22 protein-coding genes and 1 pseudogene are annotated in these 22,007 nt (G+C 46.1%); 13 read left to right on the top strand and 10 right to left on the bottom strand.

All coding sequences use genetic code 11. From position 1 onward, the window contains the following. Positions 1–47 precede the first annotated feature (47 nt). From JCM23214_RS06665 to JCM23214_RS06645, 5 genes are all read left to right on the top strand, one after another. Entirely contained in the window at positions 48–239 is a 192-nt protein-coding gene (locus tag JCM23214_RS06665) for a DUF4169 family protein (RefSeq protein ID WP_025898276.1), read from the top strand. A 134-nt stretch (positions 240–373) separates the two neighbouring features. Then, positions 374–541, top strand: coding sequence for a hypothetical protein (locus tag JCM23214_RS23440; RefSeq protein ID WP_159104310.1), 168 nt, complete (start codon positions 374–376; stop codon positions 539–541). Between the two features lie 92 nt (positions 542–633). Then, entirely contained in the window at positions 634–1,515 is an 882-nt protein-coding gene (locus tag JCM23214_RS06655; RefSeq protein ID WP_025898275.1) for a haloalkane dehalogenase, read from the top strand. Between the two features lie 9 nt (positions 1,516–1,524). Then, positions 1,525–1,866: a hypothetical protein gene (locus JCM23214_RS06650; RefSeq protein WP_025898274.1), complete on the top strand. Its 342-nt coding sequence runs from the start codon at positions 1,525–1,527 to the stop codon at positions 1,864–1,866. Continuing rightward, complete coding sequence (locus tag JCM23214_RS06645; protein WP_025898273.1) at positions 1,867–2,724, top strand: adenylate/guanylate cyclase domain-containing protein; 858 nt, start codon at positions 1,867–1,869, stop codon at positions 2,722–2,724. Between the two features lie 8 nt (positions 2,725–2,732). Here the strand turns inward: JCM23214_RS06645 and JCM23214_RS19475 are convergent. Further along, positions 2,733–3,667 (bottom strand): annotated as a pseudogene (locus JCM23214_RS19475) (NAD(P)H-dependent flavin oxidoreductase). Between the two features lie 22 nt (positions 3,668–3,689). Continuing rightward, a complete protein-coding gene (locus JCM23214_RS06635) occupies positions 3,690–4,331 on the bottom strand; it encodes an HAD-IA family hydrolase (protein WP_025898272.1) in 642 nt (213 codons plus the stop codon). 166 nt (positions 4,332–4,497) lie between these two features. On the opposite strand from JCM23214_RS06635, the gene JCM23214_RS22215 reads away from it, so the two are divergent. Next, entirely contained in the window at positions 4,498–5,304 is an 807-nt protein-coding gene (locus tag JCM23214_RS22215) for a pentapeptide repeat-containing protein (RefSeq protein ID WP_025898271.1), read from the top strand. A gap of 4 nt (positions 5,305–5,308) precedes the next feature. Here the strand turns inward: JCM23214_RS22215 and JCM23214_RS06625 are convergent, their stop codons facing one another. Then, on the bottom strand, positions 5,309–6,691 hold the full coding sequence (locus JCM23214_RS06625; protein WP_025898270.1) for an FAD-binding oxidoreductase: 1,383 nt from the start codon (positions 6,689–6,691) through the stop codon (positions 5,309–5,311). Between the two features lie 121 nt (positions 6,692–6,812). On the opposite strand from JCM23214_RS06625, the gene JCM23214_RS06620 reads away from it, so the two are divergent. After that, complete coding sequence (locus tag JCM23214_RS06620) at positions 6,813–7,295, top strand: thioesterase family protein (RefSeq protein ID WP_025898269.1); 483 nt, start codon at positions 6,813–6,815, stop codon at positions 7,293–7,295. A 7-nt stretch (positions 7,296–7,302) separates the two neighbouring features. Further along, positions 7,303–7,992: a lysoplasmalogenase gene (locus tag JCM23214_RS19465; protein WP_025898268.1), complete on the top strand. Its 690-nt coding sequence runs from the start codon at positions 7,303–7,305 to the stop codon at positions 7,990–7,992. 16 nt (positions 7,993–8,008) lie between these two features. On the opposite strand, the gene spbR is transcribed toward JCM23214_RS19465, so the two are convergent. After that, positions 8,009–9,139: a SpbR family protein gene (spbR, locus tag JCM23214_RS06610; protein ID WP_025898267.1), complete on the bottom strand. Its 1,131-nt coding sequence runs from the start codon at positions 9,137–9,139 to the stop codon at positions 8,009–8,011. 204 nt (positions 9,140–9,343) lie between these two features. Here spbR and JCM23214_RS06605 point away from each other — a divergent pair, with 204 nt between their 5' ends. Continuing rightward, complete coding sequence (locus tag JCM23214_RS06605; RefSeq protein ID WP_025898266.1) at positions 9,344–9,724, top strand: c-type cytochrome; 381 nt, start codon at positions 9,344–9,346, stop codon at positions 9,722–9,724. 32 nt (positions 9,725–9,756) lie between these two features. Here JCM23214_RS06605 and JCM23214_RS06600 read toward each other — a convergent pair whose 3' ends face one another. The 6 genes from JCM23214_RS06600 to JCM23214_RS06575 all read right to left on the bottom strand — a co-directional run bounded on the left by JCM23214_RS06600 (position 9,757) and on the right by JCM23214_RS06575 (position 17,261). Further along, on the bottom strand, positions 9,757–10,185 hold the full coding sequence (locus tag JCM23214_RS06600; protein WP_025898265.1) for a universal stress protein: 429 nt from the start codon (positions 10,183–10,185) through the stop codon (positions 9,757–9,759). Between the two features lie 20 nt (positions 10,186–10,205). After that, positions 10,206–13,031 carry a TRAP transporter permease gene (locus JCM23214_RS06595; protein WP_025898264.1) on the bottom strand — a complete coding sequence of 942 codons (2,826 nt, stop codon included), beginning with the start codon at positions 13,029–13,031 and terminating at the stop codon, positions 10,206–10,208. A gap of 100 nt (positions 13,032–13,131) precedes the next feature. Beyond that, positions 13,132–14,106: a TAXI family TRAP transporter solute-binding subunit gene (locus JCM23214_RS06590; RefSeq protein WP_025898263.1), complete on the bottom strand. Its 975-nt coding sequence runs from the start codon at positions 14,104–14,106 to the stop codon at positions 13,132–13,134. Between the two features lie 124 nt (positions 14,107–14,230). Beyond that, entirely contained in the window at positions 14,231–15,061 is an 831-nt protein-coding gene (locus JCM23214_RS06585; protein WP_037492626.1) for a beta-keto acid cleavage family enzyme, read from the bottom strand. Further along, on the bottom strand, positions 15,061–16,392 hold the full coding sequence (locus tag JCM23214_RS06580) for an aspartate aminotransferase family protein (protein WP_025898261.1): 1,332 nt from the start codon (positions 16,390–16,392) through the stop codon (positions 15,061–15,063). Before JCM23214_RS06580 ends, JCM23214_RS06585 begins: the two co-directional genes overlap by 1 nt. Before the next feature lie 5 nt (positions 16,393–16,397). Further along, positions 16,398–17,261 (bottom strand): MurR/RpiR family transcriptional regulator, encoded by an 864-nt coding sequence (locus JCM23214_RS06575; protein WP_159104309.1) that lies wholly within the window; start codon positions 17,259–17,261, stop codon positions 16,398–16,400. A gap of 286 nt (positions 17,262–17,547) precedes the next feature. On the opposite strand from JCM23214_RS06575, the gene JCM23214_RS19460 reads away from it, so the two are divergent. The 4 genes from JCM23214_RS19460 (at position 17,548) to dgcA (ending at position 22,005) form a co-directional block, all read left to right on the top strand. Beyond that, positions 17,548–19,281: a putative bifunctional diguanylate cyclase/phosphodiesterase gene (locus tag JCM23214_RS19460; protein ID WP_025898259.1), complete on the top strand. Its 1,734-nt coding sequence runs from the start codon at positions 17,548–17,550 to the stop codon at positions 19,279–19,281. Between the two features lie 125 nt (positions 19,282–19,406). After that, positions 19,407–20,009, top strand: coding sequence for a gamma carbonic anhydrase family protein (locus JCM23214_RS06565; RefSeq protein ID WP_025898258.1), 603 nt, complete (start codon positions 19,407–19,409; stop codon positions 20,007–20,009). Positions 20,010–20,029: 20 nt separating this feature from the next. Then, entirely contained in the window at positions 20,030–21,019 is a 990-nt protein-coding gene (gene dgcN / locus JCM23214_RS06560; protein ID WP_025898257.1) for an N-acetyltransferase DgcN, read from the top strand. Continuing rightward, positions 21,019–22,005 carry an N-acetyl-D-Glu racemase DgcA gene (gene dgcA, locus JCM23214_RS06555; RefSeq protein ID WP_025898256.1) on the top strand — a complete coding sequence of 329 codons (987 nt, stop codon included), beginning with the start codon at positions 21,019–21,021 and terminating at the stop codon, positions 22,003–22,005. The genes dgcN and dgcA overlap by 1 nt, the downstream gene beginning before the upstream one ends. Positions 22,006–22,007 lie beyond the last annotated feature (2 nt).

Raw genomic sequence — 22,007 nt, 5'->3', positions numbered from 1 at the left:
TTTACCAAATTCTCTACAATTAATTTTGACCGAGGAGGCTTGAAATCATGAGCAATGTGGTCAATTTGAACAAATTTCGCAAAGCGAAAAAGAAGGATGCCAAAGAGAAACAGGCATCTGAAAACAGAGTCAAATACGGCCGAAGCAAAGCCGAAAAAGTAACAGAGTCAAAACAGAATTCTAATGCTATTAAGGAACTTGATGGCAAAAAACTGGATGAAAGCCCAACGGAGACCTAACCGTTATTTACTAATTTTGTAACAACGGTAACAGCTAACCAATTGATGCCATTGAAATACAACAGTTGCGTCATACTTCTGCAGCAATTGAAATTTATCTCCATTGCGTAATTTCAAGAACCAAGGAGTAAACAATGCAAGAAGTTAAAGTAGAAACAACTGAACCCGACATCGAAGATCTATTGGCAGATCCGGTTTTGCTGCTATTGCTTGACCGGGATGGGGTAAGTGTGGACGAGCTGCGCACAATCGTTGCCCAATACAGAGAGAAACAAGAGCAACAGCCTGTCTCAATCAATTAGAGACCAATCTCCACGACAAGAAATTTTGCATCCGGGCCATCAGCGCTTATACTCACCTTTGATTTTATCGACACCACAGCCCAGAGGCAGCAATGACAGCTCAACAAAAATACAAAAAAGAGTTCGCCACAATTCGTGGTTTGAAAATGTCGTATATTGAAGAGGGTGAAGGTGATCCAATTGTCTTCCTTCACGGAAACCCAACGAGCAGTTATTTGTGGCGAAATATTATGCCACATTTGGAAGGTAAAGGCCGCCTGATCGCGCCCGACTTAATCGGGATGGGTGATTCCGAAAAGTTACCCCAAAGCGGCCCTGGCAGCTACACATTTGCAGAACATAAGAGTTTTTTGGCCGACCTCCTTGATTACCTAAATGTGAAGAAAAACGTCACGCTGGTACTCCACGATTGGGGGTCCGCCCTTGGCTTTGATTGGGCAAATAATAACCGCGATGCTGTTAAAGCTATTGCCTATATGGAAGGGATCGTCCAGCCAATACCAAATTGGGATGCATGGCCTGAGAACGCGAGGAATATTTTCCAAGCCTTTCGTAGTGAAGCAGGCGAAGAACTGGTATTGGAGAAAAACATCTTCGTTGAACGGGTGCTGCCGTCATCCATCATCCGTGAACTTGAAGAAGAAGAACTTAGAGAATATATCCGGCCATTTCGTCACGCTGGCGAGGACCGGCGACCGACGTTGACCTGGCCAAGGCAGATACCAATTGCAGGCGAACCAAAAGAAGTTGTCGACATTGTTCAAGCCTATGCTAACTGGCTTAGCAGCTGCAATTTGCCAAAATTGTTCATAAACGCTGAACCGGGCTCCATTTTAATCGGTGAGCAACGTGAATTCTGCCGAACCTGGCCAAACCAGCAAGAAATTTCCGTCAAAGGATTACATTTTATTCAGGAGGACTCCCCAACTGAAATCGGGCAAGCTATAGATAGCTTTTTAAACTCTGTTTCCTGAAAGCAAGTCATGGCCAAAAAACCTAAAGTCAAACTCAATCCACTTCAAAGTAAAACACTTGCTTTACTGCAGGTTCTTGCGAAGGATCCTGACAGTTCGATGCCGGTACCAGATAGTGACGATATTCGTATCACAAAAATGCCTCACGCCCATGGAAATCATATGCACGTTGGGGAATTTGTGGTTCATAGCAAAGATGCCAGCGGCCTAGAAAATCCCTCCGTGTGGGTGGCTTTGGCACGCAAAGGGCTCGTTCGGGATACTTACCCACAAGAAATCATTATCACAGCAATTGGGCTTGCCCACTCAACCGGCCTCGAGGATAAATTCATGAGTGTATCGGACCACTAAATGACGGAACAGAAAACATCTGCAACAATGGAAAGAAAACTGACTACAGTACTTTGTGCAGATGTAGCAGGTTACAGCCGTCTGATGGAAGAGGATGAGGTCGCTACATTTGAAAGCCTTAAAAAGGCGCGGGAGATTTTCAAATCACATATAGAGGACCATGGTGGGCGGCTTATAAACATGGCGGGCGACGCCATCATAGCTGAATTCTCAAGCGTGGTGAACGCAACAACTTGTGCAATCAACGTACAGGAAAACCTGTCTGAAGTTGTAAAAAGTGGGATGTTAGAGGTTCCCCTGTCCTTTCGCATTGGACTGAACCTTGGCGACGTCATGGTTGATGGCAAAGACATTTTTGGCGATGGCGTCAATATCGCAGCACGCCTGGAAGGATTAGCGTCACCCGGTGGAATTTGCATTTCGGGCACCGTGTATGATCACGTGAAAGGAAAACTCTCTTTCGATTTCAACTTTATAGGTAATAAGCAGGTTAAAAATATCAAAGAACCTGTTTCTGTTTACACGCTAAGCACGTCACCGATCCAAACTACCGATTTGAACACCCATAAATCCGAGATCAACTCTGATGAAATGTCAGCAGACGAAGCGTTCATTCGACGTCAAGTCAAGGAGCAGGCAAAATTTTACAAGCGATGCATGACTTTTGGAGCCATATTCCTGTTTCTTCTAGTCCTCAACCTTGTCACATCACCGTCCTATCTGTGGTCTCTTTGGCCTGCTGCTGGCATGACAATTCCACTGGTGATCAGCGCTTTTAAACTGTATGGCGATAGACATTTCTCCAGCGACTGGGAAGAGCGGAAACTTGATAAAATCAAAAACCGCAGGCACAAATAAGCTTGTACCTAAAAGCCTTTTTCCTTCGCAAACCTTCCCATACGATCGCAAATATTATGAAAACCCGTCACTGTTTCTTCAATAATTTCCGCGACTGATTTTTGCCCGTGAATTAACGCAGCAGATTGCCCCGCAAGACCCGCGCTCGCTTCCATATCACCCCCGAAATAGAGGTCCCTAATTTTTGCAAACATGTCTTTGGGCATGACACCTTCTTCAAAAATTTCCAAAGTCTTGTTCGTTTTGAGTGCCCGAATACAAGGCGTGGATTTTTTATTGAGCACAACTGTTCCCACATCTTCAGCCCCGATAATTGCATTCTTGTAATTATCGTGCACGGGACTCTCCTTGGAAGATACAAATCGGGTTCCCATCTGAACCGCTTCCGCCCCAGCAGCAAAAGCGGCAGCCATACCACGTCCATCAACAATGCCACCCGCTGCAATCATTGGTACATCGACCTTTTCCCGTATGGCTTGCAGTAAGACAAGCAGCGATACTTCTTCGGGATTTTTAAACCCACCACCTTCACCGCCTTCCACAACAAGACCATCGACGCCGGCCTCAACCGCTTTTAAGGCAGCCTTCACTGTGGGAACTGCATGGTATACGATTATGTCATGTTCTTTCAAAATATGGATCAGCTTTTGTGGATTTCCTGCTGAAGTTGTTACGAACTTGACGCCGGATTCCGCGACAAACCTGATCATATTTTCGTCCCTCAGGAAAAGTAACGGCAGATTTATCCCAAAAGGTGCATCCGTCAGCTCTTTCATTTTATTGATCTCGGCGATACAATTTTCTGTCTCCCCAGAGGACGTTTCAATGATACCAAACCCACCGGCATTACAGACCGCCGAGGCCAGTTGAGAGCGTGCGATCCAACCATAGGTGCCTGAACAATCGGATACTTTGCTCCAGTATGCGCAAGAAATCGGTTCATATTTCTTTCCAGTTTTGAATGCTTATTTGAAATCTTGGTTCAGATGACGCCCAAGGTCATCAAGGGCCTGATCCTCAGACACAACTTTTACAGTTGTCATTCCCATGGCTGCGGCCGGTTTAAGGTTGATACCCAGATCATCAAGGTACAAAATTTCCTGAGGCTGAACCTTCATTTGTTCACAAGTGTAAGTATAAATTCGCGGATCTGGCTTACGCATTCCAATTTTGCTTGATTCAATTACTTGCTCAAACAAAGACATGACCTCTTTCACTGCTCGTTGCTGCTCTTCTGAGCGGCTCATGCCCGGTCCTTTGCCGGCAGATACATTATTAGTGAGGCAAACACACTGATAGTCCTGTGATATTCTTTTTAGGGCGCTTACCATCTTGGGACGCAGATCGCCGGACAGCAATTTAATGACATCTTCCCCGGGAACCGGGTGTCCTAATGCCGTACTTTCTGCAAGAAATCGGTCATTAAATTCATTGGCATCAATTTCACTCCGCTCAAACAATGCCCATGCATTCTGATCAGGATTAGTTGCATTAACGGAGCGCAGAAAGTTTTTAGGAAGACCGTTTTTTTCTTCGTACCGCAAAAAATTTTCAAACGGACTGGTCGTTAATACGCCACCGAAATCCCACAAAACAGCAGAAATCATTACACACCTTTTTTAGATTATCCGGATAGTAACCCGACAATTGCCTTTATTCTTCATTATTTCGACTGATAGTGGCAGTATGAAAAAAAGATGTCAAACCTAGACTGTTAGGGTTTTAGTTCTTATCTGTAGATTTGGAAAAGTTGGATAAAGGCGGGAAAAGAACATGAACAAGCTAATCCTATCCATTCTTGTGCTTTCAAATGCTTGCGCTATTTCATTAGCAGCAGCTTCCGATGATATGGATAAATTCAAACGAACAAACACCTGTATAGATTGTGATTTACGCAACAGCAAAATGCAGGGTGCGGACATGACAAACGCCAATTTGTCCAAATCCAATCTTCGAGACAGTCTGTTTAAAAACACCAAACTGGACAACGCAAATCTTGAACAAGTTGACTTGCGTAGAACTGACCTGGAAAAGGCGTCTTTACGAGGAGCTGACTTAAGGGCAGCAATTTTGCGCGATACGGACCTTGAAAAATCGATACTTAACGATGCCAATTTTGAAAAAGCGGACTTAAGGGATGCAGATCTTGAAAACGCCGTCGCCAATAAAGCCAGCTTCAAAGACGCAGATCTTCGCAAGGCCAATCTGAAAAGAGGTAGTTTTATTCACGGAAATTTCGAAGATGCTCAACTAACAGAAGCAAACCTGAAACGCTCAATTGTTCGCAAAGCCAACTTTAAAAATGCGATCATGAAGAACGTCCGCCTGACCCGAGCCGATCTGACGGGGACAAATTTCGAAGACGCCAATCTGACTTTTGCAAATTTTTACCGCGCAGACCTTACCAATACCACATTTGAAGACGCCAATCTTGACAATGCAACTTTCTGGAATGCAAACCTGTCAGGTGCTGATTTATCACAGGCCAATGGACTTGACGCCGAACAACTCACCGGTGCCTGCGGGAATTCGAAAACACGCCTTCCCCGCAAGCTAAAAGTTCCTGAATGCGCGGAATAATTGACTAAAGAATTTTACCCGGATTCATGATGTTGTCTGGGTCCAATGCGGATTTGAGGGCTGCCATCACTGATAACGCTCCCTCTCCCAGTTCACTTTGAAGGTATTTCTTTTTGCCAAGTCCGACGCCATGCTCGCCGGTACAAGTCCCATCCATCGACAGTGCCCGTGCTATCAATTTAGCGTTTAGCTCTTCTGCTTCTTTAAGTTCGTCAGGGTTATCCATATCCAGTACGAACGACAGATGAAAATTCCCATCCCCGACATGACCGACAATCGGTGCGACCAAATCACTCTTATCCAAATCCGCTTTGGTTTGCATGATACAATCTGCCAGCTTTGATATTGGAACGCACACATCTGTCGCCCAAATAGATGCGTTAGGCCGCAACGCCCGTGCTGAATAAGCTGCGTTATGACGTGCTTCCCATAATTTTGAGCGGTCTTCAGGCTTCGTTGTCCATTTAAAATCATCTGCGCCAAACTCTTTGCAGATTTCACCTACAGTTTGTGACTGTTCTTTTACGCCCTGTTCCGTACCATGAAACTCCAAAAATAAAGAGGCTTGCACAGGAAGATCCAAACCGGAATATTTGTTAATGGCATCTACCTGCACTTCATCCAGCAACTCTATGCGCGCTATCGGAATCCCGCTTTGGATGGTCAAAATTACTGACTGCACTGCGCTTTCTATATCTGGAAAAGAGACTGTGGCAGCAGATATTGCTTCCGGTATTCCATAAAGGCGTAGCGTAATCTCGGTAATAACACCGAGAGTTCCTTCTGATCCGATATACAGGCGAGTCAAATCATAGCCAGCAGAACTTTTTTTAGCCCGGCCTCCGGTTTTAATAATTCGCCCATCAGGCAGCACAACTGTCAGGTTAAGAATGTTATCCTTCATAGTTCCGTAGCGAACTGCATTGGTTCCAGATGCCCTTGTTGATGCCATGCCGCCAATTGTTGCATCGGCACCCGGATCAATAGGAAAAAACAGGCCAGTATCGCGCAAAAATTCGTTGAGCTGTTTGCGTCTTACCCCCGGTTGCACAACACAATCCAGATCCTCTTCATGAACGGAAAGAATTTCGTTCATCTGTCCCAAATCGATAGAAACACCGCCTTCGACCGCGTTAATATGACCCTCAAGTGACGTGCCAGCACCAAATGGAACCACTGGGATTTTATGTCGAGCGCAGATCTTTATAATCTGGGAGACTTCTTCGGTACTTTTTGCAAAACACACCATGTCAGGAGAACAGGTTTCGTGCCAGCTCTCATCCTTACCATGCTGATCCCGCACGGCCTGAGCTGTTGAACATCTCTCCCCAAGAAAAGCTTTGAGTTCATTTTCTGCAATATTCAATATTTCTTGTGACACCGACATCAGACCCTCACATCCTGCGACCACTGACCAAAATTTATTTTTTCCCTAAGGTCTCTTTATAGATCGGGTTGATGTATATCTAAAGCATTTACAGCGTTCTTTTTTTCGTTACTGTATATGCATGATGAAAAAAAATAATAATGTTCTAAAATCTTTCACGATATTACCAGACTGGATTGACCATAACGGTCACATGAATGTGGCCTATTATGTGCTCGTCTTTGACCAATCTCTTGATGTTCTTCTGGACAATGTAGAACTAACACGTGACTACCGAGCTCGCTCCGGCAATACGGTTTATGTGCTGGAAACACATGTCTGCTATTTGCAGGAGGTCAAAGAAGGAGATCGTGTAAATATCTCTTGCCGAGTGATTGATTGCGATGAAAAGCGCATACATCTGTATTTGGAAATGCATCATGCGGATGAAGGCTTTCTGGCTGCGACTTCAGAGCAAATGATTTTTCATATTGACGCATCCGGGCCGAAAGCTCATCCAATGCCAGATCATATTCGACAAAATCTCGAAACATTAAAGGCGGAGCAGGCACATCTGCCGCGCCCGGAAAAATTAGGCTCTCAAATTGGTATCAGACGGAAATAAAACTGCAATGCAACTTCACTTCGCCAGGTCTGACATGCTCCTACTTGGCAGCTCTGTATTGTTAGCAGTGTCCTATTTGTTATTTCCGTTAGCTGAAGGAAGTATCGGTAACATCGTACAAAAAGCCAGTGCTTCTATCCTACTTGCATTGCTTGCTTTTCGAACCTTAGAGGATACGCACGTAAAAAAGCGGCTGACGCTGGCTTTGCTTCTGTCCGCATTAGGAGATATTTTCCTTGCAATACGTCACGATGACTATTTTACACATGGACTGGGCGCTTTTTTGATTGCCCATCTGGTCTATATTTCCATTTTTGCGCGGCAGCTTAGCGACAGGCCACGAAAGCCAGCTCTGTCCATTATCTGTGCAATGGTGGTCCTATTTGCTGGATTAATGATGGTTCTGCTGTGGCCAGAACTGGGTCCTTTAAAAGCTCCAGTCTTCCTATATATCATTGTCATTTCGGCCATGGCCATAATGGCCGTGCTATCCGCTTTTCCAACTGTAATGGTCAGTTTAGGCGCTATCAGTTTTCTGATTTCGGATGCGACCATTGCCATTAACAAGTTCCTTATCCCTTTTCAAATGGCTGGGTCGCTGATCTGGATCACATATATTGCCGCACAGATTTTGCTGACGCTGTCAATCATATCTGGCTCAAGCACAAAAAATGCCGGCAGAATGCCGGCATCTTAAAAACTCGTAGCTATGGCTAAGCGGCTTCTGTTTTGCCGGAATCACTGCTACTGATTTTAGATATCAGATAATCCACATTTTCAGCATCAAATCGATCCTCAAAATGAGTCAGAATTCTCTGGATTACGTGATCACGGAAGCGCTTACGGTCTCCGGGGTCTCCGTCGTACTCAAGCTCGCTCACCACATCAATGGCAACACGGATCATTTCCACCAGCCCAGCCGGTATTTTGAGCTTTTTGCAAAGTTGTTTCAGCCCCTCACCGCCCGCATCATGAACCAGCATATGAACGTTTGAAACTGAAATATCAGCGCCCTTGGACAATGCATGTTCAAAGAAATCAATATCTCCCACACATAACGCGCGAAGAATAATGGTTGGGGTTAATCGGCCATTTTCATATAGCTGGTCTATCAAACGAACCAATTCGCCTTCGCTAGTTCCCTCTTTGAGCAAACCAATCATGGTTTTCTCGCGACTTGCAAGAATGAGATCAGTCGCTGTTTCTGGCGACATGTCATGATGGCTGACAAGATGTTCACGCAGTTTGTCTGAGACCAGACTGACCAGACGCTCTGTCACTGTAATTGGTAGAGAACTGCGCTGCGCCATGGGAGCGTTGACTTTTTCGCTCTCACCGAATTTGTCGAGCACTTTTTCAAAGGTTTTCTCTGAAATTTTCGCAGTATCATTCTGCATAAGCGTAGCAACGACATCCTCGTTACCAGTGTCAGCCAGCTTATCAGATATGGCTTCTGAAACATTTGCTCGTCCGGCAATGGCCGCCTGATGCTCTGATGACTTCGAGCTAATAATTTCAGCAAGATCATCGTCACTCAACGCTTCAGAAAAGCTCAACATAGGCGTTGCAACATCTGAAATGTCATTCGCCAATGAATATGCGATGTCATGAGGAAGTTCAGGTAAGGACTTCAGTGTTTCCGCAAGTGTCTGACGAACCAGCACTTCTGCGTCTGACACCAATAACCTGAAAATCTGTTCTGCTTCCTGGCGTTCTTTATCGGTGAATGAATGACCTGTAAGGCCGCCTGCTATTTTTTCAACCGTTTCCGCTCGCGCTACCGCTGAACGATCCGTGAGCAAACGCTCAACATCGGCTGGACTTAGAGAACCGTTTTCAGACACATTGGCTCCATACAACTAGATTTATCCTGCCATCATCTAAAATCATTTATATTAAGATACTGTTAACCGCTAAAGCACTTGAAAGCCTTATTCACGATCATTGCGACATATTGCCTCACAACCAGTAAATAACTTAAAATTAACCGCCAACTCCTTATATCCTGTTCAGGAATTCGAGCTAGAACATCGGGATGGAGAGTATTTATGAAAACCAACCACTGGATTACGCTATGCGCCGCCATCGCGCTAAGTACTTCGGCTTCTATTGCCAGCGCCGCAGGTGATGCTGCGAAAGGCGAGAAGGTATTCAAGAAGTGCAAAGCGTGCCATACAGTCGAAGAAGGCGGTAAAAACAAAATCGGCCCTAACCTTCATAATATTGTCGGTGCCGCTGCTGGCCAGAAAGAAGGCTATAAATATTCCAAAGCCATGGCAAATTCTGGCATCACTTGGGATGCCGAAACTTTAGACGCTTTCCTGAAAAAGCCAAAAGCGTTCATGAAAAAAACAAAGATGAGCTTTCCGGGCCTGAAAAAAGAAAAGGATAGGCAGAACGTAATTGCTTATCTTGAAACTCTGAAATAATCAAAAAAAGGCGGCTCCGAGAGCCGCCTTTTTTAATCCCGAATAACCAATACAGAACAGTTTGCATGCCGCACAACACGTGCGGCGTTTGGCCCCAGAAGATAGTCTTTCATATGAGGCCTGTGTGAACCAATAATAATCAAATCACAGCTCAGCTTTTTCTGCATCCGCAGAATTTCTTCATAAGCATTTCCGTAGCCAACAATATGCTGAACCTTAATGCCCGAAGGAATATTGTCGCTTACTATTTTGTGAAGTTTCTCATTGGTTTGCGAAATCATTTTTTCCTTATGATCTTTTGGAAAAAACGATCCGACCAGTGAGGTTCCAAAATCAGGTACAACCGTCATCACATGAAGGACAGAGCCTTCCTGTGATGCGTAAGCAATTGCTTCGGTGAACATTTTTTGCCATGTCTCTTTGTGATCAAGATCGATAGCTACAAGAATATGACTAAACATCTTTACATCTCCGATCTGTGTTAGGATGCCATCACTTGAGACAAAGCTGCTCCGTTTCGCCGGCGCTGCATAACAATAACAAAACCAAGTAGCAGCAGAGCCGGTATATAAAGCAACTCTTTGGCCGGTTGATCAGCTGGTATCAGAACCTGCTTGATCTTCTGATCAAAATCGAGACCCGCATTTTGAGACACGCTGTCAAAAGCTGCGTTGTCAATTATGACCTCATCTCCATCAACCAACAGTTCCAGCCCCAAAGCTTCCAGTCTCTCTGCACCGGTTCCATCACTTTCAACAGGTAGTATGGCTGTGATCGAAATCGGATCCCCAATATCATCTTCACCCAACACGATCAGACGAATTTCAGATCCGGTTTTTACGTTGCCCAGCGCCTCTTCAAACTGTGCCGGTTCCTTAATTTCGTAAGGCGGCACCAGCATGTCCATCCAGAAACCGGGACGGAACAGAGTGAAAGCGATCAGAATAAGCAAAACAGATTCCCAAACTTTCGATTTGGATACAAAGAAACCTTGCGTTCCCGCCGTAAAGAGCAGCATCGCTGCGGTCGCGACAATGAAGACAAGAACACCCTCCAGCGGTGTAACGTCAATTAACAAGAGTTCCGTATTGAAAATAAACAGGAAAGGCAGGATGGCGGTTCGCAGTGAATAGAAAAACGCCACAAAACCTGTTCGAATGGGGTCGCCACCCGATACGGCCGCCGCTGCGAAAGATGCAAGTCCAACCGGCGGAGTTACATCAGCCATAATGCCGAAATAAAAGACAAACAGATGTACCGCAATTAATGGAACAATCAGGCCATTTTGCTGCCCCAAACTGACAATCACCGGCGCCAATAGTGAGGATACAACGATATAATTGGCCGTAGTGGGCAACCCCATCCCCAAAATCAAACTCAGGATAGCTGTGAAAATGAGCATCAGAAGGATTTGCCCCTGACTAAGGAACTCAACCAGCTCCGCAAGAACCAGTCCAACACCAGTTTGTGAAACCGTCCCTACAATGATGCCCGCAGCGGCTGTTGCAATGCCGATACCGATCATGTTTCGAGCGCCGGCAATCAACCCTTCAATCAGTTCAAGTGCCCCCTGCCTAATGCGGCCCTGTTGGCTTTCCTGCCGGAAAAATGCAAATAACGGTCTTTGCGTCAGCAAGATGAATATCATAAGTGCTACAGCCCAGAACGCTGACAACTCCGGTGACAATCGTTCAATCATCAAACACCAGATCAAAACAGCAACTGGCAGAAGGAAATGCAGCCCCGCCAAAATCGTTGGTTTGGGTTCAGGTAATGCCTCGATCGGAGCATTAGGATCATCCATTACCAGATCTGGAACTTTTGCGCAGATTGAAACCAAAACTACGTAGGTTGTAATGATTAACGCACCAATAATCCATGGCGCCAAAGTTGGACCTGCCATTTGGGTAATAAACCCAATCAAGAAGAACACTCCAAAGGCGACGATTACCGCGTTACACAAAACTATCGCGCCCGTGGATATGATACCTAACAGTCTTTGCTCGTCGGTAATGTTTCTTTTAACACCAAAATACAAACCCAGTTCAAGAGCAATCAAAACAAGCACTGCAAGCAGCTGCATAAAGTTGGTTTCGAGAGCCTTGAACAATTCAAAGAGATAATAAACACCGCCGCCCAGAATAAGAATTGATGACAGCGTAATCCCCATGGAGAGCAAAGCGAGTTTGGCTGGTTTTGCCTCAACCGCGCGCGGTAAACCTTGCATATTCTTCTTCAAGGCTTCCAAGTGAACAATATACACCAGCGCAATATAGGAAATAATGGCGGGAATAAATGCGTGTTTCACAACTTCGAAATAGCTGATGTCCACATATTCCACCATCAAGAAGGCAGCAGCGCCCATAACTGGAGGCATAATCTGTCCGTTCACGGAAGAAGCAACCTCGACAGCGCCACTTTTTTCAGATGAGAAACCAACCCGCTTCATCATGGGGATCGTAAAGGTTCCAGTAGTAACCACATTGGCAATGGATGAGCCCGAAATAAGGCCGGTCATACCTGAGGCGACAACAGCAGCTTTGGCTGGTCCGCCGCGCATATGCCCCATAAGAGAAAAGGCGACTTTAATGAAATAGTTCCCGGCACCTGCCTTATCGAGCAACGCACCGAACAGAACAAACAAAAAGACAAGACCCGTTGAAACCCCGAGTGCAATGCCAAACACACCTTCTGACGAAAGCCATTGGTGATCAGCAACCGCCCCAAAGCTCGCCCCTTTCCAGGCCAAAAAGCCCGGCGCGTAAGGTCCAAGGAATGTATATCCCAAAAACACAATCGCAACGACCATCAAAGGCGGCCCCAACGCCCGACGAGTGGCTTCGAGCAGCATGACGATACCGACACTGGCCACGACGATATCAAAATTGTTTGGGTTACCCGGACGATCACTTAACCGCGTACCCAACAACCCATCAACAAGGGCACTGTCCGCAATGAAAATATACAGCGCGCAAAGGGAACCAACTATTGCAAGAACCCAATCAGCAACAGGGATTCGGTGCCGGGGAGAATTTTTAAATGCAGGATAGGCCAAAAAGGCCAGAAAGATTGCAAATCCCAAATGAATAGGACGGGCTTCACGTCCCGAGAAAACACCTGTTTCAATCAGGTAAGGTAGCGGTGATGCAATCCAGATTTGCCATACAGACCAAACCAGCGCTACTGCCGCCATAAAAAATGCGATGGAGCGATTATCTGGTGACCGCCCGCCAGTATCTGTGGAAGCAACCAGGTCCTCAAGCTCGCTTTCGCTTAGCCCGCCTGTATTTGATGAAGTATCCGTCATAATCCCCCCAGCATCGAATTTTCGGAAATTTCTGCAGTTGGCGATATTGTTTCGCCAAATAATAAAGGGTGAGCATTTCTGCTCACCCTATTAAACTGGCTTACATCAAGCCTGCTTCTTTATAGTAACGCACTGCGCCTGGGTGCAATGGTGCAGACAGATTATTTGAAATCATTGCCTTTTTATCCAGGTTGGCGAATGCAGGATGCATTTTTCTGAAGCGATCAAAATTTTCGAATACCGCTTTTACAATCTGGTAGACAGTTTCTTCATCTGTTTTGGTAGAGGACACAAAGGTTGCACCCACACCAAAGACAGGAACATCAGCATCATTGCCTTTGTATGTGCCGCCTTTAACATCTGCTTTTGCATAATAGGCGTTTTCTTCAACCAGTTTATCAATCGCAGGACCGGTTACCGGTACAAGTTTCACATCACAAGTTGTAGCTGCTTCCTTGATATTACCTGTTGGATGACCCACGGTGAAGACGAAAGCGTCAATTTTATTGTCACAAAGGGCGGCAGAATGCTCTGAGGATTTCAGCTCGGATGCGAGCGCAAAATCATCCATTGTCCAACCCATTTTTTCCATCACGACTTCCATTGTGCCGCGCTGACCTGAGCCAGGATTTCCAACATTCACACGCTTGCCTTTAAGGTCTTCGAATTTTTCAATTCCTGCGTCCGCACGGGCAACAACGGTAAAGGGTTCAGGATGTACGGAAAAGACAGCCCGTAATTCCTTAAACGCACCATCTGGGAATTGCTTTGGCGCAGTCCCATGATAGGCGTGATACTGCCAGTCAGACTGAGCTACACCCAAATCCAGATCACCTGCGCGAATACCGTTAATATTTTTCGTAGACCCGCCAGTGGTGTGCGTGCATTTGATATTGTGGTCTTTTGCGCCCCGATTAACGAGTTTACAGATCGCACCGCCAACCTGATAGTACACACCTGTTTGTCCACCTGTTCCGATTGTAATAAACTTTTCAGCCTGAACTGGTGCTGTTGATGCGAGAACCCCCGCATAGGCAATCACGGCTGTCGCCGCTACAGAAAAAATACGTCTCATATTAAACTCCTCAACCTGTCAATTTCTTCAATAAATAAGCTCACATCATGGATTGACTATATCTTATCAAACCCAAGCGATGCTAATGCAAGATTGACATCGCAAAATACACGATGCTTCACTGTTACATGTTACCTGATACTAAATTTTCGAGTTGCTCGGCAGTCGCTAGTGGACGCCCGATAACTCTTGAGACTTCCGATACCTGCTGGACAAGATCAGCATTCGATGACGCGACCTCACCACCTTTAAGAAGCAGATTATTTTCAAAGCCTACTCTGACGTGCCCACCCAATGCAATAGCTGCGCTTGCAGCAACATTCTCCAAAGGGCCAAAAGCACATACTGACCAATGGTCCCTAGGGTCCCGTACGGCCAGAAACGGCAGCAGATCCGCAGGTTTGGAAACCTGACCTTCTGCATACCGACCCAACACAAAAAGTAGAAAAGCAGCTTGATCAGGAAGCACCCCTTCTTCTCTTAAGCGGTTGAATCTCTTCACATCCTCTGAATCATAGAGGATAAACTGCGGAATTACCGACAATGAGTGCAACTGAGTGAAAAATTCAGCAGCTGCACTTTCACCGCCGATTGGAACAAGCTCCCGGATTGCTAAAGAAACAGACGGAGGCTTTAATTTGAGCACCATATCCATTTGCTCATTAGCTGAATAAATACCAACCGCCTCCGACGTCGCTTGCACTAACATGCCAGCGCCGCACTTCTCCTGAACCGCTGCAATAGCATCCTGATAAAGACCTACATCCAGAGAATGTTTTCCTTCGGCATCACGAACATGTAAATGAATTGCGCTCGCTCCGGCTTGCATACAATTATAGGCCTCGTTCGCAAGTTCATCTGGCGTCATCGGTAGCGCCGGATGATCTTTCTTCATCTTTCGCGCACCATTGGGAGCCACCATAATAGAAAGTGGATCAAGCATTGGTGTTATCATTACCCCACCTCGGACAAGCAGGAGGAAAAGGCTTTGCTGAATTTTTCCACAATTTCAGACACATGATTGGACTCAATTATAAACGGAGGAGCGAACAACACATGATCTCCTCGACGACCATCAATTGTTCCCCCCATTGGATAGCACATGAGGCCAAGCTCCATCGCTTTTGATTTAATACGTGCATTCAGTTTTAATTCTGGTGCGAAAGGCTCTTTTGAGACGCGATCCTCCACAATTTCCAAGCCTAAAAACAGGCCTCGACCTCGAATATCACCAATATGTGGATGCTGAGCAAACTCCGCACTCAATGCTTCGTTCAGTTCCTGCCCTCGTGACTTCACATTTTCAAGTAGCTTATTTCGCTCGATATACTGCTGGACCGCCAAAGAAGCCGCACATGCGATGGGGTGCCCCATATATGTATGTCCATGCTGAAAAAAGCCACTACCGGACGCGATCACTTCGCAAATCTCACGAGATACAAGCATCGCACCGATTGGCTGATATCCTGCCCCCAGCCCTTTGGCCGTGACCAGAATATCTGGGGAAACCCCTTCCTGATCAACTGCAAACAAGGATCCAGTGCGTCCCATTCCGCACATCACTTCATCCAAAATCAATAATATTCCATATTGATCGCAGATTTCCCGAATTCGCTTAAAATATCCATCCACTGCGGGCACTGCACCAAGGGTCGCTCCAACAACCGGCTCACATATGAAAGCACAGACATTTTCTGGCCCCGCTTTTAATAGGGCTTCCTCGAGCTCACCCGCTACACGTTGACCAAATTCTGCTTCACTTTCTTCGTCTCTTTTTTCACGATACTGATAGCAAGGGCTAATAAGATCGACAGGCATTAGCATTGGTGAGTAGGGTTCGCGGCGCCACTCATTGCCCCCAGCAGCAAGCGCACCCAACGTATTGCCATGATAACTCTGACGGCGCGAAATAAACTGTTTTCGCGTGCTTTCACCTTTCTCAAGAAAATACTGACGTGCAAGCTTCAAGGCCGCTTCAACGGCTTCGGACCCGCCAGAGACAAAATACACTTTTTGAAGATTTCCTGGAGCACGTTCAATCAGAAAATCCGCAAGTTTTTCCATTGCATCATTGGTGAAAAAGCCGGAATGGGCGAATGCGATCTTATCCAATTGTTCGCGAATTGCGTCGTTGACCACCGTGTTACTATGGCCCAAACAGGATACTGCTGCACCACCGCTTGCGTCCAGATACCGCTTTCCATCAGTATCCACGACATAAACACCGTCACCTTTAATGGCCGTTGGATAACTGGCGTTAAGAGATCGATGAAAGACATGTGTCATTGGGTTTAGCCTTGCCAGTAAGTTTGAGTATTTCGAAGGGTTTGATCGGATTTTTCAAGAGCAGCAACCCCCTCATCACCCAGATGAGTTACGATTGCGGCTACTAATGCCTGAGCAATTGCCATAGCCCCTAACAATGAGCGATAAAAAGAGGGACTTCTGTTTGCGACCACAAATAAATGATCTGCCGCCACATTTAATGGGGAGACACTGCTATCGGTAATAACAACAAGCGTTGCTCCGACCTTGGATGCATGTCTTGCCGCAGCTACAGTTTCACTGGTGTAAGGATCGAAAGCAATGGCCAACAGAATATCGCCAGAATTTATGCGGTGAATTTCTTCAGAAAACAGACCCGCATTACCAGAAATTAACTGAGCCTGCGGGAAAAACACCCGCGTTGCATACTTAAAAAAGCCAGCGACAGACGCACATTTTCTAAGTCCGATGACATGGACATTGTTAGCCCTTATAAAACTGTCGGCAGAGGAAAAAATGTCTGCATCAGAAATCTCGCTAAATGTTCTTTGCACATTATCGAGCTCAGCGTCCGCCAACTCCTTCACCAAAGAAGAGCGAGAAGCATCCGACTGTCGCATCTGCAATTTTCGGGCACGCGCCGCATAGCCAGAAGACGGCTCGCTTATTCTTTCCCGAAACCCCTGACGAAAATCATTGTAAGTTTCAAATCCAAGGCGATTTGCAAGGCGGAGCATGGTTGCCGGTTTGACCGACGCTCTTTCTGCAACATGGCGCATCGAATATAAAGCCACTTCATCAGGGCTACTTAACATGTAACGAGCGGCAAGCTGAAGCTGGGGGCTTAGCTCATTGTAATTACGCTCTACCAAGTCAAGCACATCGTTCATCGCCATACCGCTGCTCAGATTTGACTGTCTCGCGGATCACCGTAAATGGATCCATGCACAAAAGCAACAAATGAATCATAATTGTAAAATTAGATACAAATGTATCTCTATGACATTTTTGCTATTATTTTGATAATTGTCTGGCTGATTAAGACGTTGTTTACACACTCCGGTTTATTTTTAGCTGATCAGTACTCGTTTAATCTCTTGTCAGTAATTTTGCTAGTTGAGCTTCATTTTGGTATCTCTGCAAACATCATCTCTGGTTTCGAAAATTGGGTCTCGAATGGATGCCAGTTTGTTTGAAGGTAGTAACACACCTGTGTTACCTGACCTTTCAAACTTCTTTCCCATTGTGCTTGAAAATTCAGAACGTTTGTCGGAAAAGCTTAAGACACTCAACATACTGCCCGGCATGGTTACAAATTCACTGCAAAGCGGCGTGGATCTCTTTTTGTCAGAGGGCAAAACTCAATTTGCACTCATTGACTACCAGATCGGGCTTGAAGACATCCAAGAATTTTTAGATCGGTATGTTTGCAACCTCCCTCATATCTCGACAATTATTGTAGATGGTCCGGCCAAACTATTGAATCAGGGTGCAACAGATTGCATTGCTTTTGAAGAATTGAGCAGAGAGAGGCTTGAAGTTGCACTAGGACATGCAGGGCGATTTCAAAAGCTTGTCTCTCTTTTACCTGACCCGTCGATTACTGGTGAAGGCCACAAGGAGATAGATAAGCTTACTTCGTTGATAAGCCGATCTGACTTTAAAAACCAGCTTGTTTCGCTGTCCAAAACTGCGCTCGAAAAAAATGAAGAGCTTTCTCTCATCGTTCTTGATATCGACAGTTTCAAGGGCGTGAACGAGAGTAAAGGTCATGAATTTGGCGATTTGATTTTGAGTACTGTCGCAGAAAGGCTCCGTCAATTCGCGCCCACCGGCTCTGTTCTGGGGCGTATTGGTGATGATGAATTTGCAATGCTGTTAAATCACGAAGGCCTGTCCAAAATTTCGGATACAACAATAGCAGCCCGTCTATCGCACGAGCTTCGTCAGCCCTATTTTATTGACGGGCAGACAACAAGCCTCAGCGCGACGATGGGCATTGCAAAACTGGACAGAGAAGACACTCCTGACAGCTTGCTCCATAAGGCATTATCCGCCCTATACACGGCGAAACGCGATAAAAACCGGTTTATGGTGTACACGAAGCAGGAGGATGCAGAACGCCGGCAGCAACTAAAACTTGCGCAGGAACTACCTGATGCGATTGAGAAAAATCAGCTGCGCCTTCACTATCAACCCATGATAAGAATGCATGACAGCACGGTTGTTGGTGTGGAAGCTCTGGTTCGCTGGCAACATCCCAGCAAGGGCCTTCTGTTCCCTGACAGCTTCATTCATCTGGCGGAAGGCTCAGGTTCAATCGAAGCACTCACAAGATGGGTGCTGGACGCTTCAATCCGTCAGGGCGCAGAATGGCTAAAATCTGGGCGAAAACTGACGGTGTCAGTGAACATCTCTGCGCTGATCCTGCATAATCCAATTTTCCCTGATATCGTTAATCGCTTACTTGAACAGTTTGCGTTTCCAGCTGAACTATTAAAACTGGAAATAACAGAGAGCGCGATTATTTCGGATGTTGTTCGGGCGACAGATGTTGTAACCAGATTACATGATTTAGGGGTAAAAGTTGCCATTGATGATTTTGGCACCGGCTATACGTCTCTCGCCTATATCCGTAAATTGCCCGTAGATGAAATCAAAATCGATAAGAGTTTTGTTCTAAATATGAACACCGTTTCTGACGACGCTGTTATCGTCAGGACGCTGCTTGAACTTGCCAGAAACCTTGACCTGTCAGTGGTTGCTGAAGGTGTCGAGGATCGAGAAACCTGGTACATGCTCGCGGGATTGGGATGCCATGTGGCCCAAGGCTATTACATGAGCCGTCCTATTGAGAAAGAAACTTTCGAAAACTGGCTTTTGGACTCTCCCTGGTCCACCTCCAGATAAATAGAAATTAGCCCCACTCACCAGTCATTTCTTAACGTGTAACATCTGTTTGACGCGATGAAGTCACCTGTTAAACTGCGTATCAACATTTAAGTAATTCCGCCAGATTAACGAGAAGGATTACCATGACAAATATGGGGCCAGACGTCACGATTGATAATGCAGCCTTTATCCATCCAACGGCACTTGTTTATGGCAAAGTGAAAATAGCTAAAGGCGCATCACTTTGGCCCTATTCAGTCATTCGTGCTGAAACCCGTGACGTCACGATCGGTGAGTTCACCAATATTCAGGATTTTGTAATGATCCATATTGGCGATACTACTGGCACACATATTGGGTCACACTGCTCGATCACTCACCACTGCACTATTCATGGCTGCACAATTGGAGACCACTGCCTGATCGGCATTAACTCGACAATTATGGACGGCTGCGTCATCGGGAATAACTGCATCATTGCTGGTCACAGCTTTCTGAAAGAAGGCACTGTTATACCTGATAATTCAATTGTTATGGGCACGCCAGGCAAGGTAGTCCGAACTCAGAATAATTACGTGAAGTGCAGAATGAATGCCTTTATGTACTATCGCAATGCACTTGCTTATGGTAAGGGTTCGCATCGGGAATGGGCCAGTGAAGAATGCCTGCAAGCCATGAACAGCGAGCTGGAAACCCTGCACGAGGAATTTTCCAAAATTCAACAGTCAGAAGAAAACGCCAGTTAGATGGCCAATTGAGGTATTAGATGCAACAACCATATTTGATGTATTTAGGAGATGTCCCTGATCAGCTCGGCGCAAAGACGGCGAAAGGTATTGTTGACTGGCGCCCTGAATGGTGTCTGGGGCAGCTTAAACTCGAGGGTTGCAAGGCAGATCTTGGAATAGACAACATTACCATTGCAGAGGCTGCACAAAAAGGTGCCAAAACGATGGTTATTGGTATTGTTAACTCAGGCGGTTTCCTGCCCAAACACTGGATTGCAGATATCATTGAAGCTATGAAATCAGGCCTTGATGTCGCCAGCGGTTTACATATTCGGCTCTCTTCCATTCCCGAAGTAAAAGAAGCCGCAGAAAAATACGGGCGCAGCCTTTTTGATGTTCGACATCCAACTCAAGACTTGCCAACTGGTAAAGGAACTCCGCGTTCAGGAAAGCGTCTTCTTGCCGTCGGAACGGACTGCTCCGTAGGCAAAATGTATACAACTCTCGCCATTGAGAAAGAAATGCTGAAACGCGGCATGAAGGCGGACTTCAGAGCAACAGGTCAGACGGGCATTTTCATTGCCGGGAGCGGTATTTCCATTGATGCTGTTGTAGCTGACTTTATTTCAGGTGCCGTTGAAATTCTCTCTCCTGAAAATGAAGAAGATCACTGGGACATTATTGAAGGGCAAGGGTCATTATTTCACCCTTCTTTTGCGGGTGTGAGCATGGGCCTGCTACATGGAGCACAGGCTGATGCGCTAGTCTTGTGCCATGAACCAACCCGCACGCATATGAGAGGCTTACCCCATCAACCATTACCCGGTTTCAAAGAATGCATGGACATGAATTTGCAGGCGGCGCAACTGACAAATAAAAATGCAAAATTTGTCGGCATTAGCATAAATACATCTGGCCTCTCTATCGAAGAAGGGGATGCTCTGCTCAAAAAAATAGAAGATGAATATGGCCTGCCAACCGTGGATGCCTTCAGGACAGGCGTTGCTCCCATTGTAGACAATCTGTAATGCCCACAAGATCACTTGTTGCATATCAGGAAAGTTGGCCGATTAGAGGCAGCTTCAGGATCAGCCGCGGCGCTAAAACAACGGCAGAAGTTGTCGTGGTGGAAATTTCAGATGGCAAACATAAGGGTATGGGAGAGTGCGTTCCCTATGCCCGTTATGGAGAGAGCCTTTCAACCGTTCTCGATCAAATTTCCACTGTACGTGATGCTATTAATCATGGAGCGGGCCGCATTGATTTACTCAGCCTGCTCCCAAGTGGTGCTGCGAGAAATGCCATTGATTGCGCACTTTGGGATTTGGAAGCCAAACAATCAGGCCAAACTGTTGCAGAACTTGCGGGAATAGCAAAACCGGGGCCCTTGATTACTGCCTATACACTATCACTTGACACACCGGAGAAAATGGCGAGTGCGGCACAGGTAAATGCTCACCGACCGCTGATGAAATTAAAACTGGGTGGTGAAGGTGATATTGATCGGGTTACGGCAGTGAGAAAAGCCGCTCCCAAGAGTCGCCTGATAGTCGATGCCAATGAAGCTTGGTCGCACGATATGCTTGAAGATTATATTCAGGCCATGGCGGATCTGGGCGTGGAGTTAATAGAGCAACCCCTCCCCTCATCAGATGATGAAAATCTTTCTGAAGTTGCACGCGCTGTTCCGATTTGTGCAGATGAAAGTTGCCACGACACAGCTACCCTTGACAGGGTGGCCAGTAACTATGACTTTGTAAATATCAAACTCGACAAAACCGGCGGATTGACTGAAGCCCTACAAATGGCTGAGGCTGCCCGCGAGTTTGGCCTAGGAATTATGGTGGGTTGCATGCTTGGAACCAGCCTAGCGATGGCACCAGCTATGCTGCTTGGTAATTTCGCGCGTTTCGTGGATCTCGATGGTCCGCTACTGCTGGATAAAGACCGAAACAACGGAATTGAATTTGACGAGAGCGTTATGCACCCCAGTAAACCCCAATTATGGGGTTGATA

Origin of the sequence: Sneathiella glossodoripedis JCM 23214, from assembly GCF_000616095.1 — a bacterium.
GTDB lineage: Bacteria > Pseudomonadota > Alphaproteobacteria > Sneathiellales > Sneathiellaceae > Sneathiella > Sneathiella glossodoripedis.
The sequence above is the reverse complement of the archived record's forward strand: the minus strand, read 5'-3'. Positions and strand labels throughout refer to the sequence as shown.

Excerpts from the sequence above, each read along its gene's own strand:
- JCM23214_RS06590 (WP_025898263.1), bottom strand. The coding sequence starts at position 14,106 with ATGAGACGTATTTTTTCTGTAGCGGCGACAGCCGTGATTGCCTATGCG.
- JCM23214_RS06655 (WP_025898275.1), top strand. The coding sequence starts at position 634 with ATGACAGCTCAACAAAAATACAAAAAAGAGTTCGCCACAATTCGTGGT.
- JCM23214_RS06600 (WP_025898265.1), bottom strand. The coding sequence starts at position 10,185 with ATGTTTAGTCATATTCTTGTAGCTATCGATCTTGATCACAAAGAGACA.
- JCM23214_RS06620 (WP_025898269.1), top strand. The coding sequence starts at position 6,813 with ATGATGAAAAAAAATAATAATGTTCTAAAATCTTTCACGATATTACCA.
- JCM23214_RS06605 (WP_025898266.1), top strand. The coding sequence starts at position 9,344 with ATGAAAACCAACCACTGGATTACGCTATGCGCCGCCATCGCGCTAAGT.
- JCM23214_RS22215 (WP_025898271.1), top strand. The coding sequence starts at position 4,498 with ATGAACAAGCTAATCCTATCCATTCTTGTGCTTTCAAATGCTTGCGCT.
- JCM23214_RS19460 (WP_025898259.1), top strand. The coding sequence starts at position 17,548 with ATGGATGCCAGTTTGTTTGAAGGTAGTAACACACCTGTGTTACCTGAC.
- JCM23214_RS23440 (WP_159104310.1), top strand. The coding sequence starts at position 374 with ATGCAAGAAGTTAAAGTAGAAACAACTGAACCCGACATCGAAGATCTA.
- JCM23214_RS06580 (WP_025898261.1), bottom strand. The coding sequence starts at position 16,392 with ATGACACATGTCTTTCATCGATCTCTTAACGCCAGTTATCCAACGGCC.
- JCM23214_RS06645 (WP_025898273.1), top strand. The coding sequence starts at position 1,867 with ATGACGGAACAGAAAACATCTGCAACAATGGAAAGAAAACTGACTACA.
- JCM23214_RS06565 (WP_025898258.1), top strand. The coding sequence starts at position 19,407 with ATGACAAATATGGGGCCAGACGTCACGATTGATAATGCAGCCTTTATC.
- JCM23214_RS06650 (WP_025898274.1), top strand. The coding sequence starts at position 1,525 with ATGGCCAAAAAACCTAAAGTCAAACTCAATCCACTTCAAAGTAAAACA.
- dgcN (WP_025898257.1), top strand. The coding sequence starts at position 20,030 with ATGCAACAACCATATTTGATGTATTTAGGAGATGTCCCTGATCAGCTC.
- JCM23214_RS06575 (WP_159104309.1), bottom strand. The coding sequence starts at position 17,261 with ATGAACGATGTGCTTGACTTGGTAGAGCGTAATTACAATGAGCTAAGC.
- JCM23214_RS06665 (WP_025898276.1), top strand. The coding sequence starts at position 48 with ATGAGCAATGTGGTCAATTTGAACAAATTTCGCAAAGCGAAAAAGAAG.
- JCM23214_RS06635 (WP_025898272.1), bottom strand. The coding sequence starts at position 4,331 with ATGATTTCTGCTGTTTTGTGGGATTTCGGTGGCGTATTAACGACCAGT.
- JCM23214_RS06585 (WP_037492626.1), bottom strand. The coding sequence starts at position 15,061 with ATGATAACACCAATGCTTGATCCACTTTCTATTATGGTGGCTCCCAAT.
- JCM23214_RS06595 (WP_025898264.1), bottom strand. The coding sequence starts at position 13,031 with ATGACGGATACTTCATCAAATACAGGCGGGCTAAGCGAAAGCGAGCTT.
- JCM23214_RS19465 (WP_025898268.1), top strand. The coding sequence starts at position 7,303 with ATGCAACTTCACTTCGCCAGGTCTGACATGCTCCTACTTGGCAGCTCT.
- dgcA (WP_025898256.1), top strand. The coding sequence starts at position 21,019 with ATGCCCACAAGATCACTTGTTGCATATCAGGAAAGTTGGCCGATTAGA.
- JCM23214_RS06625 (WP_025898270.1), bottom strand. The coding sequence starts at position 6,691 with ATGTCGGTGTCACAAGAAATATTGAATATTGCAGAAAATGAACTCAAA.